This window comes from Streptomyces amakusaensis, from assembly GCF_039532665.1.
Taxonomy (GTDB): domain Bacteria; phylum Actinomycetota; class Actinomycetes; order Streptomycetales; family Streptomycetaceae; genus Streptomyces; species Streptomyces amakusaensis.
The window spans coordinates 1-19,794 of record NZ_BAAASB010000023.1 but is presented as its reverse complement, the minus strand read 5'-3'; the positions used below and the strand labels follow the sequence as shown (position 1 = coordinate 19,794).

The window sequence follows — 19,794 nt, the reverse complement described above, 5'->3', positions numbered from 1 at the left end:
CCGCGCCGGGCCTGGCCTACTCCGGGGAGCGCCCGCGCAGCGGACGGCGGGCCGGGGCGGGCTCCGACACCCGCGCCGCGTCGGCCGCCGCCCGGCCGTCGAGCCAGCCCGCCTCGTCGCTCACGCCCCGCACCCGGGAGCTGCTCGTCCTCGGGAACATCTCCTCCGTACGGGAGGCCACCGCCACCTCGCGGGTCGCGAGCACCGGGAGCACCTCGGCCGGGGCGGGCACGCTCTCGGCCGCGGCGGTGAGGCGCTCCCCGAGCCGGGCGGCGTACGACAGCAGGAAGGCCTGGCGGAATGTCTTCGTACGCTTGCGTCCGCCCGCCCGCTGGGCCGCCTCCGCGCGGGTCATCGCGGTGGTGCCCTGGATGAGCAGGGAGGTGTACAGCAGCTCGACCGATTCGAGGTCGGACTCGAAGCCCACCACCGTGGAGAAGCCAAAGGCGCTGTTCCAGACCGCGCGGCAGCGGTTCGCCGAGGCGACGGCGTCGAGCAGGATCGCCTTGGCCGTCTCGTAGGGCGCGTCGACACCGATCCGGCAGGCGGAGGGGGCGGCGTCCGGGGCGTGGCGGGGCAGGGCCGCCTCGTCGAGGCTGTGGCGGGCCATCAGCTCCTGGGCCTTGGCCGTGAGCGCCTCCGCCTCCTCCGGGAAGTTCGTCGCCTCGGCCTTGGCCAGCAGCGCCCGTATCCGGGCCAGCATCCGGGGTTCGTACCCCGAGACCGGGACGAAGGGCGCGCCGGGGACGGGGCCGACGGACTCGACCGAGGGGAGGCGGACCAGCAGGCGGTACAGCTCCAGCACCGCGGTGGCGCGGGAGAAACGGTCCGTCGGCCGCTCGGCGGTGTCCAGGTCGGCGAGCTGGGAGCGCCAGCGCGGCGGGAGGTCCCCGTACCGCCGGGACTCCGCCGCGATCAGGGCGGAGACCAGGCCGACATGGCACTCCTCCAGGTCGCGGCGGACCAGACGGACGACATCGGCCGGCTGCCAGCCGCGCTCCCAGGCCCGGCGGAGGTACTCCTCGCCGCGCCGCGCGAGGTCCGCGTCGGCGGCCGGGGTGGCCGCCAGGAGAGAGGCGGCCGTGTCGAGGGAGGCGTCGCCGTCGTCGTGGAGCGCCGCCGCCAGTGCTTCGTCCACCGCTGTCGTCATCGGGTCGCCTCTTTCCTCGCCTTCCCTCGCACCGATCATCCCAGGTGAGGGGAGTGCGGGTGCCCGGGGTACGAGGCGGGGGCGCGCGGCGGGGGCGGGTCAGCTGGCTTTGACGCTCTCCTTGGCCAGGCCGTACGCCGGGAGCATCGCGTCGTGCTCGGCCGAGTCCATCCCGTCCAGCTGCATGATCACTACGCCCTGGGGCATCGCGAAGGCGAACGCGCGCTCCTTCTTGGGCTCGTCCAGCAGATCGTGGGTGTTCAGATAGCTCACCTCGACGGCCTCGTACTCCCCCGCCCTGGTCTCGCTGTACTCCTCCTCCTCACGGCTCTTCGCGCTGTCGGTGAGGAAGAGCTGGAGCGCCCGGCGCGGGTCCTCGCTCTCCTGGTCGCCGGTCCAGACGCGGAGGAAGCCGATGCTGCCGGCGGGCTTGGCGTCGATCTCGCAGACGAGGGAGACGGTGCTGGCGCTGTTCAGACCGATCTCGGGAGGCATGGAGACCGCCTCGGCCTTCCAGTCCTTGGCGATGTCGAAGGTGACGGGCAGCGCGCAGGGGGACGCCTTGCCGCCGACCGTGCCGCCCTTGGCGACGGTCTCCTCTATCTCGGCGGGCTTCGCACCCCCCGCCGCCTTGTCGCTCCCCGCCTCCTTGGCCGGCTTCGGCTCCGTCTCCAGCAGGGAACAGCCGGTGCCCAGCCCGATCAGCAGCGCGGCCGGGGCCACGCGGATGCCCAGAACCCTTGCCGCTCTTCGCACGACTTGCGCCATGATTCCCCGCCCTTTGGTTTCGGTCAGCCAGACAGCAGATCCGGCTGATCTTAGGGATAGCCATGCGATTCCCGGACTTCAGGAGGTATTGGGTGGCCGAGAACAAGGACCGGACCCCTCGGGCGCATTGGTATATACCAAACGATCCGAAGCTCGCGGCGGACACCCAGCGGCGCTCCGCGTTGTACGCGGCGTACAAACGGGCACGGCGGCGCGGCCATCGCGGATCGGACAGGCATTCTGGCCGAATCACTGGGGTCGGCGGGCGACGGGGCCCGGATCCGGCCACCGTTTTCGGTCTCCCGCGCCGACGGCGGGTGCTGGTTCGGATGGTGTGGGCGTGTTGCGGGTGTTGTGGGTGTTGTCCGAGGGGCGTTGTCAGACCCGGCTGGGAGACTCGGTTCCATGGACGAACGATGGAGTCGATGGGCTCTGGCGGCGGCGGAGGGGGACGGGGCCCGGCTCGTCCCGCTCGGCCCCGGCGGAGTGCCCGCGGGCCCCGTCGTGACGGAGCCCGATCTGGTCGAGGCGGTGCGCTCCCGGCCGGAGGCGGGCCGGTGGGTGTGGCGTTCCACCACCGAGATCTATCCGAGGCTGCTGGCGGCCGGGGTCCGGGTCGCGCGCTGCTATGACATCGAGAGCACCGAGCAGCTGCTCCTCGGACACGAGGGACGGCTGGGCGAGCCCCGGTCCGCGGCGGCGGCGCTGGCCCGGCTGCACGGCCGGCCGGTGCCCGCCGACCCTCCGCAGCGGGCGGCGGAGCCGGGCGCGCAGTCCTCGCTCTTCGACCCGCAGCCGGTGCCGCTCCCGCTGGAGTCCCTGCTGGAGGTGTACGGCGAGCAGCTGCGCCGCCATGAGGCCGCCGAGCACCCGGGGCGGCTGCGGCTGCTGACCGCCGCCGAGTCGGCGGGGATGCTGGTCGCCGCCGAGATGAATCTGGCGGGGCTGCCCTGGCGGGCGGACGTCCACCGGGAGGTGCTGGCCGAGCTGCTGGGCGAGCGGTACGCGGGCGGCGGCGAGCCGCGCAGGCTGGCGGAGCTGGCGGACGAGGTGTCGGCGGCGTTCGGGCGGCGGGTGCGGCCCGATCTGCCGGCGGATGTGCTGAAGGCCTTCGCCCAGGCCGGGATCCGGGTGAAGTCCACCCGCCGCTGGGAGCTGGAGGAGATCGACCACCCCGCCGTCGAGCCCCTGCTGCGGTACAAGACGCTCTACCGCATCTGGGTCGCGCACGGCTGGAGCTGGCTCCAGGACTGGGTGCGGGAGGGCCGGTTCCGGCCCGGGTATCTGCCGGGCGGCACCGTCTCGGGGCGCTGGACCACCAGGGGCGGCGGCGCGCTGCAGATACCCAAGGTGATCCGGCGCGCGGTGGTCGCCGACGAGGGGTGGCGGCTGGTGGTCGCCGACGCCGACCAGATGGAGCCCCGGGTGCTGGCCGCCATCTCCCGCGATCCGGGCCTGATGGAGGTGGCGGGCCATGAGGGCGATCTCTACACGGCCCTCTCCGACCGGGCGTTCTCCGGCGACCGCGAGCACGCGAAGCTGGCGCTGCTGGGCGCGGTCTACGGCCAGACCTCGGGGGACGGCCTGAAGAACCTCGCGGCGCTGCGGCGCAGATTCCCGGCGGCGGTGGGCTGTGTCGACGGGGCGGCGAAGGCCGGCGAGGAGGGCCGGCTGGTGCGGACCTGGCTGGGCCGCACCAGCCCGCGCGCGGCCGGTGCGGCCGAGGACGACGAGGCGGGTCTCCCCCAGGAGACCCCGCCGGGCGACGCCCCGGCGGCCGGGACCGGGTTCACCCCCGGTTACGCCTCGACCGACGCCCGGGCCCGGGGCCGTTTCACCCGGAATTTCGTGGTCCAGGGCAGCGCGGCGGACTGGGCGCTGCTGATGCTCGCCGCGCTGCGGCAGGCCACCTGGGGCATGCGGGCGGAGCTGGTCTTCTTTCAGCACGACGAGGTGATGGTGCACTGCCCCGCCGAGGAGGCGGAGGCGGTGGTCAAGGCGATCCGGGAGGCGGGCGAGACGGCGGGCGAGCTGGCGTTCGGCCGGACCCCGGTCAGATTCCCTTTTACGACGGCGGTGGTGGAGTGCTACGCGGACGCGAAATGAGACGGTCGAACGGCTCCTCGTGGGACCCGGGGGTGAGGGAAACGGGGTGCGCGGCGGGCGGGTGACCGGTGGCCGCGGCACGGCCGGTGGCGTGGGGGGAGTGCGACGGGCGCGGATGTTCCGGGGGCGAGTGCCACCGGTCGTCGGGCTTCCCCTCCTACGAGGCATTGACCGTGACGCGACAGCGATCGGGGAGGTTGGCCCTGAGCCAGCCAGGAGTTCATCGAGACGGTGGAGGTCGCATGACACAGCGCACCAGAAGCACGGCGAACTCGACAGCGACCGGCCCGGCGGAAACCGGGAGACGGACGAACGGCGCGACCGGGCCGGGGCTCCCGGGAGCCGGAGCGGCGGACCCGGCCCGGAAGCCGGAGCCGGAACCCGGGGCCACGGGGAACGGGAAAGACGACGGGGGCGGAGCGCCCGAGGAGGTGTCGGAGTCCGAGCGGCTGCTCTTCGGCGGGCCCCTGCGCCATGAGGCGGGCTGGAATCAGCACAGCGGCTCCTTCCTGGAGCTGAATCTGCGCACGATGATCGCCCGGATGCCGCATCTGATCGCCTCCACGGTCCGGCTCGCCCACCGCGCCGACCCGCGCGCCCTGCGCCAGGTGGCGGGCGCGGAGTTCGGCGGCGGGGTGGCGCAGGCGGTCGGGCTGATCGCGGTCAACGCGGTGCTGGTCCGGATCCTCGGCCCCGGCGAGACCGGCGACCGGATCACCGCCGCCGTGCCCGCGCTGATCGCGGTCGCGGTCACCGCCCTCATCGGGGCGCTGCTGCGCTCCGCCTCCACGGCGGGCACCGGCCGGCTGGAGCCCAAGGTGTTCCGGGTGGCCACCGAGGAGTATCTGGAGCGGGTGGCCCGCGTCGAGCTGGAGGCGGTCGAGGACGAGGAGTTCCACAAGCTGCTGGACTCCGCCCAGTGGGGTGCGGAGTCCGCCCGCCGGATGATCAAGTTCTGTACGTCGGTGGTCGCGGCGGCCATCTCGCTGATCGCGGCCGCCGGAGTGCTGACCGTGCTGCACCCCGCCCTGCTGCCGCTGCTCGCGCTGATGACCCTGCCCAGCGCCTGGAGCTCGCTCACGATCGCCCGCCGCCGCTATGTCTCCTTCCACACCTGGGTCCAGCACGCCCGCGCCGGCCAGCTCCTCGGCCGGCTGCTCATCGACGCGCAGGCGGCGCCCGAGGTGCGGGTCCACAACATCGGCCCGTTCCTGCTGAGGCACTTCCGCACCATGGCGGAGACCGGTGAGAAGGAGCAGACCCGGCTGGCGGGGCTCGCCGCCCGCACCGGGCTGATCGCCTCCGGGTGGACGGGGCTGACCACGGCCGCCACCTACGCGACCCTCGGTCTGCTGCTGTGGACGGGGGCCATGGACCTCGCCGTCGCCGGCACGGCGGTGATCGCGATCCGGACGGGCTCCGCCAATCTCGACGCCCTCGTCATCCAGCTCAACTACCTCTACGAGGAGAGTCTGTTCGTCGCCGACATGGAGCGGCTCTGCGAGGAGGCCGACCGCCGGCTCATCCCCGGGACGGGGCTCCCGCTCCCCGCCGAAGTCAAGACCATCCGCTTCGAGAATGTCTCCTTCACCTACCCGGGGGTCTCCGAGCGCCCCGCGCTCGACGGGGTGGACGTCACCATCCCCGCCGGGCGGATCATCGCGCTCGTCGGCAACAACGGCAGCGGGAAGTCCACCCTCGCCAAACTCCTCTGCGGGCTGTACGCCCCCGACACGGGCCGGATCATGTGGGACGGCGTGGACGCGGCCGAGGCGGACCGCGCCGAGCTGTTCGACCGGGTCGCCGTGGTCGCCCAGGACTTCTACCGCTGGCCGTTCACCGCACGGGTCAATGTCGCCATCGGCCGCCCGGACGCGCCCTCCGACGAACACCTCCTCGACGCGGCGGCCGAGTACGCGGGGGCCGGCGGGACGATCGGCTCGCTCCCCCGGGGCTGGGACACCCTGCTCGCCCGGGGGTACAAGGGCGGCCACCAGATCTCCGGGGGCCAGTGGCAGCGGCTGGGCATCGCCCGCGCCCGGCACCGGGACGCCCGGGTGCTCGTCGTGGACGAGCCCACCAGCGCGCTGGACGCGGAGGCCGAGCAGCGGGTCTTCGACCAGATCAGGGCGCTCGCCGCCGAGGGGCAGACGGTCATCCTGATCACCCATCGGCTGCACAGCGTCCGGCACGCGGACGAGATCTATGTGCTGGAGCAGGGCCGGGTCACCGAGCACGGCTCCTTCGACGAGCTGATGCGCCCCCGGGACGGGGCCTTCCGCCGGATGTATCTCGTCCAGTCCAGTCAGTACGCCTACGAGGAGGGGGAGGCGCGCTCCTGAGCGGGCCTCCCCCGGTGTGCACGTGCGACGCGTAAACGGGGCGGCGCGGCGCTCGCGGCGGCTCAGTCCTCGAAGATCTCGCGGAGCTTGGCCTCGTCGGCCTTGGAGAGGTTGCTGCGGATCAGCTCGGCGCTGCCCGCCGGGAAGGTCTCGTGGATCCGGTCCACCACGGCGTCGGAGGTGAGGAGGAAGAGCGCCGAGGTGCCCGGTTCCACCTCGCTGCGGACACTGGCGATGAAGTCGTCGTCGATGCCGACGTCGGCCAGCGAGCCGCCGAGCGCCCCGGCCGCCGCGCCCACCGCGGCGCCGAGCAGCGGCACGAAGAAGATCAGGCCGAAGAGCATCCCCCAGAAGGTGCCGGAGAGCGCCCCGGTGGCGGCGAGATTGTGCAGTTGTTTGGTCTTGGGCTGTTTGCGGTCGGCCGGCCAGGTCACGACGGCGGCGTCGTGGATCTGGATGAGGCTCTGCTTCTGGAGGGAGAGCAGGGCTTCCTCGACCTGGGCCGCCCCCTCGGGGGTGGGGAACTTCCAGGCGGTGAGCGTGGCCACGGAGATCTCCTTCTGACGCTGGATCACGGCGGTGTCCGCGCCCTCCGGAGAGCCGCGGGCGCGGTGCCGGGCGGCGGGGCGGCGCGGTGCGGGCACCGCCCCGCCGCGGCAGGATCCATCTCAGCACCAGGTGGCGTTTCGCGCACTTTGTACCATCAGGGCCGGGCCCGGGAGGCCGCCGTCTCTTTGCTGAGTACACGTTTGCTCCCGGTCACTCCCCCGGCCCCCGGGAGCGCCCCGGCCGGGCCGGTGAGCGGCGCCCCGCCGGAACGAACGCTCCAACCAGTTTCGGGTGGTCGCCACCCGCCCGATCACACCACCTCAGAACCACCCGTACCATCACACCGTCGCACCACCCTCAGCACCGATCAGGGACATCGCTCTCCCTGAGCCCGTCCGGAGAAAACCATGCCTGCACACAGCACCCGGGCCCGCAAGGCCGTCATACCCGCCGCCGGCCTCGGCACCCGCTTCCTGCCCGCCACCAAGGCCACGCCGAAGGAAATGCTTCCCGTCGTGGACAAGCCGGCCATCCAGTACGTGGTGGAGGAGGCCGCCCACAGCGGACTCGACGACGTCCTCATGGTCACCGGCCGGAACAAGCGGGCCCTGGAGGACCACTTCGACCGCGCCTATGAACTGGAACAGCTGCTGGAGCTGAAGGACGACAAGGAGAAGCTCCTCAAGGTCCGCGAGTCCAGCGAGCTGGCCACGGTGCACTACGTCCGCCAGGGCAACCCGCTCGGCCTCGGCCACGCGGTCCTGTGCGCGGAGCCCCACGTCGGCGACCAGCCGTTCGCCGTACTCCTCGGCGACGACCTGATCGACCCGCGCGACCAGCTGCTCGCCCAGATGCTCGATGTGCAGGAGCAGCACGGCGGCAGCGTCATCGCCCTCATGGAGGTCGACCCCGACCGCGCCCACCTCTACGGCTGCGCCGCCGTGCGCCCCCTGGAGGACGGCGCGGAGGACACCGTGCTCCGGGTGACCGACCTGGTGGAGAAGCCCGAGCCGGGCACCGCCCCCAGCAACCTCGCCGTCATCGGCCGCTATGTCCTGGCCCCGGAGATCTTCGAGGTGCTGCACCGCACGGCCCCGGGCCGCGGCGGCGAGATCCAGCTGACCGACGCGCTGCGCGAGCTGGCGGCCGACCCCTCGCTCGGCGGTCCGGTCCACGCCGTGATCTTCCGCGGCCGGCGCTACGACACGGGCGACCGGGGCGAGTACCTGCGCGCGGTCGTGCGGCTCGCCTGCGAGCGCGAGGACCTCGGGCCGGACTTCCGCGACTGGCTCGCGGAGTTCGTCCGCACCGACGGCAAGGTCTGATCAGGGCCTGCGCGGAGTCCGATCGACGCTGCCGCCCGAGCCGGGCCGGGGAGACCCGGGCCCCGGCAGGGCGGCGGCGATGAGCGCGCGCAGCCCCTGCTGGTGGACCTCATGGTCCACCAGCACCGGAAGGATCTCGTCCAGGTGGCCGGTCAGCACCGGGAACCGCGCGGGGTCCAGGGCGGCCAGCGCCGCGCGGGTCCCGGCGATCGCGCCGCCGGGGTCCCGGTGGTCGACGAAGCTCGCCGCCCCCAGGGTGAAGAGATACAGCTGCCGGTAGACGGCGATGGCCCGGCCCGGCGTCATCCCGGCCGCCAGGTTCGCGGCGAGCTGCGGCTCGACCAGCCGGGCGAGCAGCTCCCGGCTGAGCCAGGGGCGCGCGCCGCGCAGGGCGATCAGCCCCGGATGCCGGGTGAGCACCTCGTACAGCCGGGTGAAGCGGGTCTCGGTGGCCTCGGCCCAGGGGACGCCGGGGTCGATGTCCGGCAGCTGGGTGGCGAGATGGTCCGTGCACAGATCCACCAGCCCGGCCACCTCCGAGCCGCAGCGCCGGTGGACGGTGGTGTGCGAGACGCCCAGCCGCTCCGCGAGGGCGCGCAGATTCAGGGCCTGCGGGCCCTTCTCGTCGATCAGCTCCAGCGCCGCGACGGCGATGGCGCTCGGGGTGGCCCGGTCCAGGTTCTCTGACTGCCTCGGCATGAGAAACAGCGTACGTTACGGTGTAACAGCGGCATGGCCGCAGCCTCCGGCGACCGGCGGACACCGACTTCACCCCCACGGAGCAGCGCATGCCCGACCTCACCCTCACGCACGGAGACGTCGAAGCGGCGGCCGGCCGGGTGCTGGGCCGGGTCCGGCCCGTCGCGGTGTCGCCGCTGGACCCCTCCGCGCCCGGCGAACCCTCGCGGATCTGGCTGGCGCTGGAGTACATGCAGCACACCGGCAGCTTCAAGGCGCGCGGCGCGGTGAACTTCCTGCGCGCGCACCAGGAGGGCGGCACCCTCCCCGAGGCCGGGGTCACCATCGCCTCCGGCGGCAACGCCGGGCTGGCCATGGCCTGGGCGGCGCGGGCCATGGGCGTACGGGCCACGGTCTTCCTCCCGGCGAGCGCGCCCGGGGTCAAGGTCGCCCGGCTGAAGGGGTACGAGGCGTCCGTGCGGCTGGTCGAGGGGGAGTACGCCGACGCCGCCGAGGCGTGCGCCCAGTACGCCGGGCGGACCGGGGCGCTGCCCGGTCACGCCTACGACGACCCCTTCGTGGCCGCCGGGGCCGGAACGCTGCTGGAGGAGCTGCGGACGCGGATCCCGGGTCTCGACACGGTGGTCGTCGCCGTCGGCGGCGGCGGACTGTTCGCCGGGGTGGCCACCGCCGCGCACCATCACGGCATCCGCACGGTCGCCGTGGAGCCGGAGAACAGCCGGGCGCTGAACGCCGCCCTGCTGGCCGGCGGGCCGGTCGATGTCACCGTCGACAGCATCGCCGCCGACGCGCTCGGCGCGCGGCGCGCCTCCGGCACGGCGGTGGAGGTCGCCCTGCGGACCGGATCGCGCTCCGTGCTGGTCCCCGACTCGGCGATTGCCGCCGCGCGGCAGACGCTCTGGGACCAGCGCCGGATCGTCACCGAGCTGAGCGGCGCGACCGCGCTGGCCGCGCTGCCCCTGGCGGGGACCGGCGGCGGGGGGTACGAGCCGGGGCCGGGCGAGAAGGTGGCCGTGGTGCTCTGCGGCGCGAACACCGACCCGTCGGACCTGATCGCCGGGGCCGGACCCGGCGCGGTCTAGGAACCGGGGCCGATCACCACGGTGCCGGGGCCGGGGCCGGCGATCGCCTCCTCGGCGGTGGGCGCGAGGTGGACGGTGACGAGATTGCCGAGGTCCCGGGAGAGCCGGGCGGCCAGTGCGTCGAGCCGGGCGGGCCAGTCGGCGGGAGCGCCGTCGGGGGCGACGGCCACGATCTCCAGCAGGTCGGCGGGGTGGGCGGCGGTGCCCTCGGCGACCTTGCCCCGGACGGCGAGCAGCGCGGGCGGCGGCGCGAGGCTCTCGGCGGCCCGCCGCCGCACCTCGTCCACCAGCCGGCCGCGCAGATCCGCGAGCTGCCCCACCGCGTCCCACACGATGTGCCCCTCGACCACGCGCACGTCCTCGCCGCGCCGGCGCGGCTCGACCATGCCCAGCAGACCGAGCCGGAAGAGCACGCTCTCCAGCTGGGTGGCGGCCACCGAGGAGTCCCGGGCCAGCTCCGGCACGGTCAGGGCGGTGCCGCCCGCCGTCTCGCGGTGGGCGGAGAGCGCGGTCACCGTACGGCCGGAAGCGCCCGGGAACAGGGCGGTGAGGGGGCTGTCGAAGTTCACGGGGTCCTCGGCGGGAGTGCTGCTGTGTACAGGTGCCCCGCCGGCCTCGCCAGGTGATGTTGGGCATCGACGCGGGCCGGCGGGGAGTTCTCGGCGCCCGTGACCGGGCGGGCCCGCCCCTCAGGGACCGGCGGCCATCGCGGGCGCGCCGCCCGGCAGCGCGTCGAAGGCGTCGAGCAGATCCCGCAGCGGCGCCTCGCCCCAGGAGGTGAGCGCCAGAGCCGTCGCGAACACGGCCCCCGCGTGCAGACCGCCGGAGCCGTCGGAACCGCCGGAACCGCCGGGGCCGTCGCCCATGAGCGTCCGCAGCGGGCCCTGGTCGCCGCTCGCCCAGGCCCGTACGGCCCGCGAGAGCGCGGGCCGGTGCCGGGCCGGGGCCGCCCCGGTGATCCGCTCGGCGGTACGCACCACATCGGCCGGGGCGAACGCGCGGGGCGCGGACATCACCGTGCCGATGACGACGCCCAGCATCTCGCAGATCACCGCGCGCAGCTCGGTCCGCGCGGCCGGGCCGAGTCCGCCGAGGACCGAGGAGACGGCCGGGGCGTCCTCGCCGGCGTACGCCCGTACCAGCGCCACGCCCCGGTGCGCGGCCTCGCACCGGAGTGCCGCCCCCGGCTCGGCGGCGCGGGGGCCGCCGGCCGCAGGGCGGGGCTCAGGAATGCGACACACGGCCGTACCCCTTCCTCTGGAGAGACTCCCCCGATTCTCAGACTTCAAGTCGACTTGAAGTCAAGCGCCCGGCCGGAAGGTCTAGCCCTGAAGCCGGGCGGTGATGGTCGCGAGACGCTGCCCCTGGTAGCGGGCGGCGTCCAGGATGTTCTCGCCGGGCAGCACACCGGCGCCGGAGGCGTGGGCGGTGCCGTACGGGTTGCCGGTGGCCGCGTAGACGCTCTGGTCGGTGTAGCCGGGCGGCACGATGAGCGAGCCCCAGTGGTAGAAGGTGTTGTAGAGGGCCAGCAGGGTCGACTCGTTGCCGCCGTGCAGGTTGGAGGCGCTGGCGAACGCGCTGGCGGGCTTGTCGGCGAAGACGCCGCGCTGCCAGAGGCCGCCCGTGCCGTCGATGAACTGCTTGAGCTGGGACGCGACGTTGCCGAAGCGGGTCGGCGTGCCGAAGGCGTAGGCGTCGGCCCACTCCAGGTCCTCGTGGCCCGCGATCGGGATGTCCTTGGCGGCGTCGACGTGGGCGCGCCAGGCCGGGTTGGAGTCGATGGCGGCGTCGGGGGCCAGCTCGGTCACCCGGCGCAGCCGGACCTCGGCCCCCGCCTTCTCCGCGCCTTCCGCGACGGCCTGGGCGAGGTGGTGCACGCTCCCGGTCGACGAGTAGTAGATGACGGCGATCTTGGGGGATACGGCGGCGGTCATGACGGCCCTCTCTGCAACGACGCACGGAAATAGAAGCGGATAGCTATCCGCTTCCACGAAGGTACGTGATTCAACGAAGCCTTGGCAAGCCGCAAGCGGATACTTATCCGCTAGGCTTGTACCTGGAGAAACCCACCAAAGCGCCCCGAGCCAGACAGCACGCCGGGCGGCCGAACGAACAGAACGGAGCCCCTGTTCGTGCACTCTTCCGAGCCCGAGCACTGTCCGCCGGATTCAGGCCCTCCGGGCGTCCGCTCGTCGGGCGCGGACGGCCACCGCCCCGGCGGTCACCGCGCCGACGGCCATCCCGTGGACATCGCGATCACCGGGCACTCCCTCCTCGGCGGCCCCGGCACCGCGCCCGCCGCCCCCCGCGCCGACGCGGCGCACAACCGCCGCAAGATCCTGGACGCGGCCGCCCGCATCATGGCCGACGAGGGCCCCGAGGCCCTCACCATGAACGCGCTCGCCCGCGCCTCCGGGGTCGGGGTCGGCACCGTCTACCGGCGCTTCGGCGATGTGGCCCAGCTCTTCGCGGCCCTCCTGGACGAGCGGGAGCGGCGGTTCCAGACGGCGTTCATGGCCGGACCGCCGCCGCTCGGGCCCGGCGCTCCGCCCGGGGAGCGGCTGCGCGCCTTCCTCCACGCGATGGTGGACCGCGTCGTCGAACAGCGGGAGCTGCTGCTCGCCGGGGAGAGCGCCTCCCCCGTCGGCCACTACGACCACGACGCCCATCTGGCCCGGCACACCCATGTGACGATGCTCGTCCGGCTGCTCCGCCCCTCGGCCGACGCCGCGCTGACGGCGCATCTGCTGCTCGCGCCGACCGCCGCCGGCCTGATCACCCATCTCACCCGTGACCGGGGCCGGAGCCCTCAGCAGATCAAGGACGGGCTGGACACCCTGCTCGACGGGGTGCTGAGCGGCTGACGCCCCGACAGCGGGACGGCGGTACGCCGACGGGGCATCGCACCGCGCGGTGAACACGCGGCACGACGCCCCGGGTCGGGAACGGTCGGGAACCGGTCGGGAGCGGTCGGGAGCGGCCGCTCAGAGCGCCAGCAGGGCGCGCACGGGAACGCTGGAGTCGGCCAGCGGCCGTATCGCGATCCGTACCAGCGCCAGGGCGTTGTCGTCCCCGGCGATCCGGTTGGCGCTCAGCTCCCCGCAGGAGAGACAGGAGTGGATGATCATCCACTCGCCGTCCTCCCGTACGGACATGCTCAGCGCGGTCATCCGCCCCCGGCACGCCGAGTCGCGGTCGCCCGGCACCCGCCGGTCGACGTGGAGACTGGCGAGACAGTTCGGGCAGTGATTGCGGTGGGCGGTGCCGGGCGCGGCCAGCGGCACATCGAGCCGGCAGCCGACGCAGCGGAACGCGTCCCCCGCCTCGCCGCCCCGGCCGTGCAGCACGTCCTTGTGCCGCTGGGGCCGGGTGGATCCCCGCCGTGGGCGGTGGTGGTTGGTGTTCTTCTTCTTTCGCGGCACGGCCGTCTCTCCTCCGTCCTTCCTCCGCCGTCTCACATGTCCCCGAACACTTCGAGCGGGAAGGGCGGTTGGGCCAGCGGCCGGACGGCCATGCGCATCAGGATGAGCTGGTTGTCGTCGGCGCAGACCGGGCTGGAGGTGAGTTCGTCGCAGCGGGTGCAGCGGTGCACGACCATCCAGTCGCCGTTTCTGAGCACGGCGATGGAGATGGGCGTCATCCGCGACCGGCAGTCGGAGGGGCCGCCCTCGACGTGGTCGTGGATGTGCTGGGAGTGCAGACAGCTGGGGCAGTGGTTGCGGTGGGACCCGTCGGGGCCGAGGGTGGCCACGGTCAGTCCGCAGCGTACGCAGGTGAATGTGCTGGTGCGCAGCGCCGGGCCGGGGTCGGCGACGGGTCCGGTCGGGGAGAGGCGGTGGTGGTGGTGGTTCGGCTTGTCGATGGACACTCGGATGGCTCCTTGCTGGGGCTTGTCGCATGGGCAGCAGGAGGAGGCCGAGCAGTCTTCGGCGAGGCGTTGGCCGGTGGCGTCCGGGCGGCAGGGCACGGCCGCGCACCGTCGTACGTCCGACGTCGGTGACATGAGATCAGGTCGAGGCGGCTCAGGTCAGAGAGGCGGGCTGACGCCCAAGAGGTCAAGGGCCAGGGGCCAAGGGCCAAGGGCCAGGGGTCAGCGGCCGGACGGTCGGACGGTTCGCCGAGAGGGGCTCGGCGCGGGCCGGGGCATACATCACTGCTTTCCAGGGCTCGACCGAGCCCGGTGAGGTCCATCGGGGGCACGCCGGTGAGGGCGGCGGCCAACGTAACAACTGTCCGCCGGGCCGCACCACCGAATTACGGCTCCCGTCATCGCGGCTCCCCGTCCGCCGGGGGCCGGCCGCTCAGCTGCTCGTCCAGTTCGTCGAAGAGCAGCCCCTCGCGGCCCACATGGCCGGTGCGATAGGCGACCCGGGCCACCAGATGGGCGGCGACCGGGCCGGTCAGCAGCTGGAAGAAGCCGATGAGCCCGAGCGTGCCGAGGTCGATGCCGCTGCGCAGCCGCAGCGCCACCCCGGCGAGCACCAGCAGCATGCCGAGCGACTGGGGGTTGGTGGCGGCGTGGCCCCGGGAGAGCACATCGGGCAGCCGCAGCATGCCGATCGCGCCCAGCAGGCTGACCGCCGCGCCGAGGAGGAGGAGCACCGCGCCGGCGGTGTCGGCCGTCTGCTCCCAGCCGCTCATCGGCGCTCGTCCCGTACGCCCGGCCCCGGGCCCTGGCCCGGACCCGTGGGGCTGTCCGGGGCGCGGTCGCGGACCGCGATGAAGCGGGCGATGCCGACCGAGCCGGTGAACCCCAGGAACGCCACCACCAGCATGATCGGGAAGTAGTAGGCGTCCCGGGTGAAGGCGGACCGCACCCCGATCCCCGCGATCATGAGCGCGGCGAAGACATCGAGGGCCATCGCCCGGTCCAGCATCGAGGGGCCGCGCCAGATGCGGTAGAGCACCAGCGCCCCCGCGACGACGATCATCACCGCCGCCGTCGTCAGCAGCGCCTGGTCCACGGTCTCGGCGGCGCTCATCGCCCGTCCCCCTCGGGGCGCGGCGCACGGCTGACGCGGGCGATCTCGTCCCGGTCGCCGAAGGCCCGTACGGTCAGCTCCTCCATCCGCCACACCGAGCGCCGGGCGCGGTCCGCCGCGTCCGGGTCGTCGGCCTCCAGGATGTGGACGAAGAGGGTGGCGTTGGAGCGGCGCACCTCCACCACCGATCCGTCGGGGACGTTGGAGACGGCGACCGCCGTCGCGGTGAGCATCAGATCGCTGCGGCAGCGCAGCGGGACCGCGAGCACGGCCGCCCGGTAGGGCCTGCTGTCGAACATCTGCCGGGAGACCTTCAGCCCGGAGGTGTACATGTCCCACAGCAGATGGACCACCAGCCGGACGATGCCCAGCGGATGGAGCCGCAGCCGCAGATCGACCGAGGGCAGGGGGAAGACGAGACAGAGGACCACCGCCACCACGAACCCGGTGATGACATTGGCCCAGCTGAGATTGCCCCACAGCAGCACCCAGACGACGGCGAGCCAGGTGATCAGCGGCAGCTCCAGCACCCGGCCGCGCCCCACCGCGCAGCTCAGCGGGGGCAGCTCCGGATCACGGAACGTCAACGTCATCGGCCGAGCACCGCCTCGATGTAGGGGGAACGTTCCAGGAGTTCGGCCGCCGCCCGGTCGGTGAGCGAGGTGAAGGGGTCGCCCAGCACGGTGTACGCGAGCGAGAGCAGCACCAGGGCCGCCGTCGCCCAGGTCATGGTGGCCGGCAGCCGGTCGGTGGTGGTCGTGATGGTCCGGCCGAAGAGGGTGGCGGTCACGGCCTGCCCGGCGGGTCGCCCCCGCCCCCTGCCACGGTCCCTTTCCCTGTCCCGGTCGTGGTCCCGGCCGCCGTCACCCTCCCGGTGCACATCGCCCGTCTCGTCGCCGCAGTCGTCGTGGGTGTCCCGCTCCTCCAGGACCGTGCCCCGGGCGGGCTCCTCCGGCGGCGCGGTCCGCCAGAAGGCGAGGTTCCAGACCTTGGCCATGACGTACAGCGTGAGCAGGCTGGTCAGCGACGCGGCGGCGACCAGGGTGTACGACCAGCCGTCGGCCGTGGCGACACCGGCCCGCAGCAGCTGGAGCTTGCCGATGAAGCCCGACATCGGCGGGATCCCGGCGAGGTTCAGCGCGGGCAGGAAGAAGAGCACCGCGAGCGCCGGGGCCGCCCGGGCGAGTCCGCCGACCCGGGTCAGCTCGGTGGTCCCGGCGCGCCGCTCGATCAGCCCGGCGACCAGGAACAGGGCGGTCTGCACGGTGATGTGGTGGACGACGTAGACGATCGCGCCGCCGATCCCGTCGCGGGTGCCGAGTCCGATGCCGAAGACCATGTACCCGATGTGGCTGATCAGCACGAAGGAGAGCAGCCGCTTCAGATCGGTCTGGGCCACCGCGCCGAGGACCCCCACCAGCAGCGAGGCCAGGGCGGCGGCGAGCAGCAGATGCCCCAGCCGGTTGCCGGGGAAGAGGAGGGTCTCGGTGCGGAGCATGCAGTACACGCCGACCTTGGTGAGCAGTCCGGCGAAGACGGCCGTCACCGGGGCGGGCGCGGTGGGGTACGAGTCGGGCAGCCAGGCCGCCAGCGGGAAGACGGCCGCCTTGACCGCGAACACGGTCAGCAGCGCGGCCTCCAGCAGGGTGCGTACACCGACGGGCAGTTCCGCCAGCCGCAGGGCAAGCTGCGCGAAGTTGACGGTGCCGGCCGCCGCGTAGGTCAGGGCGACGGCGGTGAAGAAGATCATGGACGAGATCAGCGAGACGACGACATAGGTCGAACCGGCCCGCAGCCGGGAGGCGGTGCCGCCCAGGGTGAGCAGGACGAAGCTGGAGACCAGCATGATCTCGAAGCCGACGTACAGATTGACCAGGTCGCCGGCGAGGAAGATGCACGAGACCCCGGACACCAGCACCAGATAGGCCGGGTGGAAGACGGCGATCGGGGTGCGGTCGTCCCGGTCGGCCATGCCCTGGCCGAGGGAGTACACCAGTACGCACAGGGTCACGGCCGACGAGACGGTCAGCATCAGCGCCGACAGCCGGTCCGCGACCAGGGTGATGCCCAGCGGCGGCGCGAAGTCCCCGAGGTGGACGGCGAGCGGGCCGCCGGTGTCGGCGGCGATCAGCAGCGTCACGGAGAGCGCGAGCACGGCGGAGAGCACCACCACGCTGACGATCCGCTGGCCGCGCGGGAAGCGGATTCCCAGGGTCAGTCCGAAGCCGGTCGCGAGGAGCGGGAGCAGCACGGGCAGCGGTACGAGAGCGTTCATCCGGAACCTTCCTCACCCGGCCCCGGGGGGACGGACGGACCGGCCGCGCGGTCCTCCGGGTCCTCGCCCAGGATGTCGTCCCACAGATCGCCGGAGGCGTCGCGCGCCCTGGCCTGGAGCGCCCGGTCCTCGCGGAGCACGGCGCGCAGCCGGCGGCGCTCCGAGCGGTACTCGGCGAGGTCCCCCTCGGGTCCCCGGCCCCGGGGCCCGTGCCGCTCGCGCAGGGCGGCCCGCTGCTCCTGGACCTCCGCGCGGAGCGCGACCCGGCGGTCCTCGATGTCGTCCTGGACCTCGTCACTGCCGCTGACGCGCTGGCTGCGGTACGCCATGGCCAGCAGGAACGCCGTGGTGGCGAGGGTGATGACGATGGCGGTGAGCGCGATCGCCTGGGGCAGCGGATCGGTGACCCGGGACAGTTCCACCCCCGGGTAGAGCAGCGGTGCGAGCCCGGCCGCGCCGCCCGCGCCCAGCATCAGCAGATTGATCCCGTTGCCGAGGATCACCGCGCCGATCAGGATCCGGCTGAGCGCGCGCATCAGCAGCAGCACCCCGCCGACCGCGCAGAGGACCCCGGCGGTCACCAGCAGACTGAGGCTGACGGTCACCGGCCCGCCCCCCGGCCCGCGGCTTCGCGCTCGGCGGCCTCGCGCTCGATCTGGCGGTCGACCCGGGCCCCGAGCGCCCGCACGATGTCCAGCACCACGCCGAGCACCAGCAGATAGACCCCCAGGTCGAAGAGGACCGGCGTACCGAGGTGGACCTCGCCGAAGACCGGCCAGTGCCCCTCGTACGACAGGGCGCGCAGCGCGGTCCCGTCGACGAGTCCGAGCAGCGCGACGCCCGTGGAGAGGAAGAGCCCGAGGCCGGTGAAGAGCCCGGGGTGGCCGGGGGCCGCCTCGCCCAGTTCGTACCGGCCGCCCGCGAGATAGCGCGCGGTCATCGCGACGCCCGCCACCAGCCCGCCGACGAAGCCGCCGCCGGGCAGATTCTCCGCGCAGAACAGCAGATAGACGGAGAGGACCAGGATCGGGTGGAAGACCAGCCGGGCCACCACCTCGAAGACCACCGAGCGGTACTCGGGGGCGAGGGTCCGCCCGGCGGCGAGCCAGGTGCGCTCGGGCGCGGTGTCGTCGGCGGCGGCGGTGGGTACGGGGGTGCGGGCGCCGGATCCGAAGGACCAGGCGGTACGGCCGCCGGGGGGCACGGGCGGGGCGGGCATCCGGGGCGCGGTGGCCGCCTCGCTGACGAGGTCGTCGGGGGAGCCGGTGCGGCGGTGGAAGTAGATCAGGCTGGTCACGCCCACGGCGGCGACGGCGAGCACGGCCGACTCGCCCAGGGTGTCCCAGGCCCGGTACTCGACCAGGATCGTCGCCACCACGTCCTTCACCCCGTGGTGGGCGGTCTCCTGGACCAGCGCCCGCCCCGCCGGGTCGGCCCGCCGGGCGGCGGCCACCACCCAGAGCACGAACGAGACGCCCGCGGCCACCGCGAGCGCCAGCGGCACCCGCACCATCAGCCGCCAGCGGCTGATGGTCTCCTGGAAGTAGACCGGCATCCGCCGCATGACCAGCACGAACACCAGCAGTGACACCGTCTCCACACAGAACTGGGTGAGTGCCAGATCGGGCGCGCCGTGCACCACGAAGAGCAGGGCGGTGCCGTAGCCGGTCATCCCCGCCATCACCACGGCCTTCATCCGGCGGTGCACCTGGAGGCAGAGCAGCGCCGCCAGACAGGTCAGCAGGGCGATCGCGCCCTGGACGGGCGAGTCCCACAGCCGGGGCGGCGGCGCGCCGTTCCAGGGCCGGTCCACGGCGAGGACGGCGAGCTGTCCGACGAGCAGCACCAGCAGCACGGTGGCCAGATAGACGGAGAGCGAACCGCGCTGAAAGAAACCGGTCACCTGGAGCGCCAGCCGCTCCAGCCCCAGCAGCCCCAGGCCGAAGACCCGGTCGGCGGTCGGCCACGCCACCCGGCGGGAGAGCCTGATCACCGGCCCGCGCGCCAGGAACAGCGCGAGGCCGCCCGCCCACGCGGCTCCCGAGAAGAGCAGCGCGAGGCCGAGTCCGTGCCAGAGCGAAAGGCTGTACGGGTGCGCGGGGGCCGGGAAGGCGTCGGCGTACGCCCCCAGCAGGCCGTTCAGCCAGACCACGCCGGGGCCCAGGAGGACACAGCCCGCCGCGAGCAGCGCGGGCGGTGCGAGGAACGCCGGGCCGACGCGGTGCACGGGGGTGTCCGCGAGGCCGGGTTTACGGGCGAACGCCCCCCACAGAAAGCGCAGGGTGTACGCGGTGGTCAGCGCCGAACCCACGACGCAGCAGGCCAGCGCCCACCGCTGTGCCGTGCCGCCGTGCTCCAGCGCGGTGAACGCCGCCTCCTTGGCGGCGAAGCCGAGCAGCGGCGGCAGGCCCGCCATCGACGCCCCGGCGACGGCGGCGACCGCCGCGACCCGGGGCAGGGACCGTCCGACACCGGAGAGTTCGCGCAGGTCGCGGGTGCCCGCCGCGTGGTCGACG

Annotated in this window: 20 protein-coding genes; 5 read left to right on the top strand and 15 right to left on the bottom strand. The window is 73.6% G+C overall.

Features of this window, described 5'->3' with window-relative positions:
* Nucleotides 1-16: 16 nt before the first annotated feature.
* Both ABD371_RS30600 and ABD371_RS30595 read right to left on the bottom strand, forming a co-directional pair.
* Nucleotides 17-1,150: a DUF2786 domain-containing protein gene (locus ABD371_RS30600; protein ID WP_344484098.1), complete on the bottom strand. Its 1,134-nt coding sequence runs from the start codon at nucleotides 1,148-1,150 to the stop codon at nucleotides 17-19.
* Nucleotides 1,151-1,249: 99 nt separating this feature from the next.
* Nucleotides 1,250-1,906 (bottom strand): lipoprotein, encoded by a 657-nt coding sequence (locus ABD371_RS30595; RefSeq protein ID WP_344484096.1) that lies wholly within the window; start codon nucleotides 1,904-1,906, stop codon nucleotides 1,250-1,252.
* Nucleotides 1,907-2,323: 417 nt separating this feature from the next.
* On the opposite strand from ABD371_RS30595, the gene ABD371_RS30590 reads away from it, so the two are divergent.
* Nucleotides 2,324-4,024: a bifunctional 3'-5' exonuclease/DNA polymerase gene (locus ABD371_RS30590; RefSeq protein WP_344484094.1), complete on the top strand. Its 1,701-nt coding sequence runs from the start codon at nucleotides 2,324-2,326 to the stop codon at nucleotides 4,022-4,024.
* A gap of 530 nt (nucleotides 4,025-4,554) precedes the next feature.
* Nucleotides 4,555-6,366 (top strand): ABC transporter ATP-binding protein, encoded by a 1,812-nt coding sequence (locus ABD371_RS30585; protein ID WP_381735467.1) that lies wholly within the window; start codon nucleotides 4,555-4,557, stop codon nucleotides 6,364-6,366.
* A gap of 62 nt (nucleotides 6,367-6,428) precedes the next feature.
* Here the strand turns inward: ABD371_RS30585 and ABD371_RS30580 are convergent, their stop codons facing one another.
* Complete coding sequence (locus ABD371_RS30580) at nucleotides 6,429-7,010, bottom strand: DUF1269 domain-containing protein (protein WP_344484090.1); 582 nt, start codon at nucleotides 7,008-7,010, stop codon at nucleotides 6,429-6,431.
* Between the two features lie 312 nt (nucleotides 7,011-7,322).
* On the opposite strand from ABD371_RS30580, the gene galU reads away from it, so the two are divergent.
* Nucleotides 7,323-8,240, top strand: coding sequence for a UTP--glucose-1-phosphate uridylyltransferase GalU (gene galU / locus ABD371_RS30575; RefSeq protein WP_344484088.1), 918 nt, complete (start codon nucleotides 7,323-7,325; stop codon nucleotides 8,238-8,240).
* Here the strand turns inward: galU and ABD371_RS30570 are convergent, their stop codons facing one another.
* Nucleotides 8,241-8,939, bottom strand: coding sequence for a TetR/AcrR family transcriptional regulator (locus ABD371_RS30570; protein WP_344484086.1), 699 nt, complete (start codon nucleotides 8,937-8,939; stop codon nucleotides 8,241-8,243). It abuts the gene before it with no gap.
* An 89-nt stretch (nucleotides 8,940-9,028) separates the two neighbouring features.
* On the opposite strand from ABD371_RS30570, the gene ABD371_RS30565 reads away from it, so the two are divergent.
* On the top strand, nucleotides 9,029-10,021 hold the full coding sequence (locus ABD371_RS30565) for a serine/threonine dehydratase (RefSeq protein WP_344484083.1): 993 nt from the start codon (nucleotides 9,029-9,031) through the stop codon (nucleotides 10,019-10,021).
* Here the strand turns inward: ABD371_RS30565 and ABD371_RS30560 are convergent.
* The 3 genes from ABD371_RS30560 to wrbA form a co-directional block, all read right to left on the bottom strand.
* Nucleotides 10,018-10,590, bottom strand: a complete 573-nt coding sequence (locus ABD371_RS30560) for a hypothetical protein (RefSeq protein ID WP_344484080.1) — start codon at nucleotides 10,588-10,590, stop codon at nucleotides 10,018-10,020. The two genes, ABD371_RS30565 and ABD371_RS30560, sit on opposite strands and share 4 nt — an antisense overlap.
* Before the next feature lie 120 nt (nucleotides 10,591-10,710).
* Nucleotides 10,711-11,262, bottom strand: coding sequence for a hypothetical protein (locus ABD371_RS30555; protein ID WP_344484077.1), 552 nt, complete (start codon nucleotides 11,260-11,262; stop codon nucleotides 10,711-10,713).
* A gap of 81 nt (nucleotides 11,263-11,343) precedes the next feature.
* Nucleotides 11,344-11,955 (bottom strand): NAD(P)H:quinone oxidoreductase, encoded by a 612-nt coding sequence (gene wrbA / locus ABD371_RS30550; RefSeq protein ID WP_344484074.1) that lies wholly within the window; start codon nucleotides 11,953-11,955, stop codon nucleotides 11,344-11,346.
* 198 nt (nucleotides 11,956-12,153) lie between these two features.
* Here wrbA and ABD371_RS30545 point away from each other — a divergent pair, with 198 nt between their 5' ends.
* Complete coding sequence (locus ABD371_RS30545) at nucleotides 12,154-12,885, top strand: TetR/AcrR family transcriptional regulator (RefSeq protein ID WP_344484071.1); 732 nt, start codon at nucleotides 12,154-12,156, stop codon at nucleotides 12,883-12,885.
* Nucleotides 12,886-13,005: 120 nt separating this feature from the next.
* Here the strand turns inward: ABD371_RS30545 and ABD371_RS30540 are convergent, their stop codons facing one another.
* From ABD371_RS30540 to mbhE, 8 genes are all read right to left on the bottom strand, one after another.
* A complete protein-coding gene (locus ABD371_RS30540) occupies nucleotides 13,006-13,443 on the bottom strand; it encodes an RNHCP domain-containing protein (protein WP_344484068.1) in 438 nt (145 codons plus the stop codon).
* A gap of 32 nt (nucleotides 13,444-13,475) precedes the next feature.
* Complete coding sequence (locus ABD371_RS30535) at nucleotides 13,476-13,814, bottom strand: RNHCP domain-containing protein (RefSeq protein WP_190121362.1); 339 nt, start codon at nucleotides 13,812-13,814, stop codon at nucleotides 13,476-13,478.
* Nucleotides 13,815-14,287: 473 nt separating this feature from the next.
* Nucleotides 14,288-14,662: a monovalent cation/H(+) antiporter subunit G gene (mnhG, locus tag ABD371_RS30530; protein WP_190120821.1), complete on the bottom strand. Its 375-nt coding sequence runs from the start codon at nucleotides 14,660-14,662 to the stop codon at nucleotides 14,288-14,290.
* Nucleotides 14,659-15,003 carry an MrpF/PhaF family protein gene (locus tag ABD371_RS30525; protein WP_344484064.1) on the bottom strand — a complete coding sequence of 115 codons (345 nt, stop codon included), beginning with the start codon at nucleotides 15,001-15,003 and terminating at the stop codon, nucleotides 14,659-14,661. The genes mnhG and ABD371_RS30525 overlap by 4 nt, the downstream gene beginning before the upstream one ends.
* Nucleotides 15,000-15,596: a Na+/H+ antiporter subunit E gene (locus tag ABD371_RS30520; protein ID WP_344484061.1), complete on the bottom strand. Its 597-nt coding sequence runs from the start codon at nucleotides 15,594-15,596 to the stop codon at nucleotides 15,000-15,002. The genes ABD371_RS30525 and ABD371_RS30520 overlap by 4 nt, the downstream gene beginning before the upstream one ends.
* Complete coding sequence (locus tag ABD371_RS30515) at nucleotides 15,593-17,278, bottom strand: Na+/H+ antiporter subunit D (protein ID WP_344484058.1); 1,686 nt, start codon at nucleotides 17,276-17,278, stop codon at nucleotides 15,593-15,595. Before ABD371_RS30515 ends, ABD371_RS30520 begins: the two co-directional genes overlap by 4 nt.
* The gene (locus tag ABD371_RS30510; RefSeq protein WP_344484055.1) at nucleotides 17,275-17,883 is read right to left on the bottom strand and encodes a Na(+)/H(+) antiporter subunit C; all 609 of its coding nucleotides are present in this window, start codon (nucleotides 17,881-17,883) and stop codon (nucleotides 17,275-17,277) included. Before ABD371_RS30510 ends, ABD371_RS30515 begins: the two co-directional genes overlap by 4 nt.
* Nucleotides 17,880-19,794: hydrogen gas-evolving membrane-bound hydrogenase subunit E (gene mbhE / locus ABD371_RS30505; protein WP_344484052.1), on the bottom strand; the 1,915-nt coding region annotated here is incomplete at its 5' end. The genes ABD371_RS30510 and mbhE, both read right to left, overlap by 4 nt.

Bases quoted from the DNA above. Each gene is read 5' to 3' on its own strand.
- ABD371_RS30600 (WP_344484098.1), bottom strand. From the start codon at position 1,150: ATGACGACAGCGGTGGACGAAGCACTGGCGGCGGCGCTCCACGACGAC.
- ABD371_RS30590 (WP_344484094.1), top strand. From the start codon at position 2,324: ATGGACGAACGATGGAGTCGATGGGCTCTGGCGGCGGCGGAGGGGGAC.
- ABD371_RS30585 (WP_381735467.1), top strand. From the start codon at position 4,555: ATGATCGCCCGGATGCCGCATCTGATCGCCTCCACGGTCCGGCTCGCC.
- galU (WP_344484088.1), top strand. From the start codon at position 7,323: ATGCCTGCACACAGCACCCGGGCCCGCAAGGCCGTCATACCCGCCGCC.
- ABD371_RS30570 (WP_344484086.1), bottom strand. From the start codon at position 8,939: ATGCCGAGGCAGTCAGAGAACCTGGACCGGGCCACCCCGAGCGCCATC.
- ABD371_RS30565 (WP_344484083.1), top strand. From the start codon at position 9,029: ATGCCCGACCTCACCCTCACGCACGGAGACGTCGAAGCGGCGGCCGGC.
- wrbA (WP_344484074.1), bottom strand. From the start codon at position 11,955: ATGACCGCCGCCGTATCCCCCAAGATCGCCGTCATCTACTACTCGTCG.
- mnhG (WP_190120821.1), bottom strand. From the start codon at position 14,662: ATGAGCGGCTGGGAGCAGACGGCCGACACCGCCGGCGCGGTGCTCCTC.
- ABD371_RS30525 (WP_344484064.1), bottom strand. From the start codon at position 15,003: ATGAGCGCCGCCGAGACCGTGGACCAGGCGCTGCTGACGACGGCGGCG.
- ABD371_RS30520 (WP_344484061.1), bottom strand. From the start codon at position 15,596: ATGACGTTGACGTTCCGTGATCCGGAGCTGCCCCCGCTGAGCTGCGCG.
- ABD371_RS30515 (WP_344484058.1), bottom strand. From the start codon at position 17,278: ATGAACGCTCTCGTACCGCTGCCCGTGCTGCTCCCGCTCCTCGCGACC.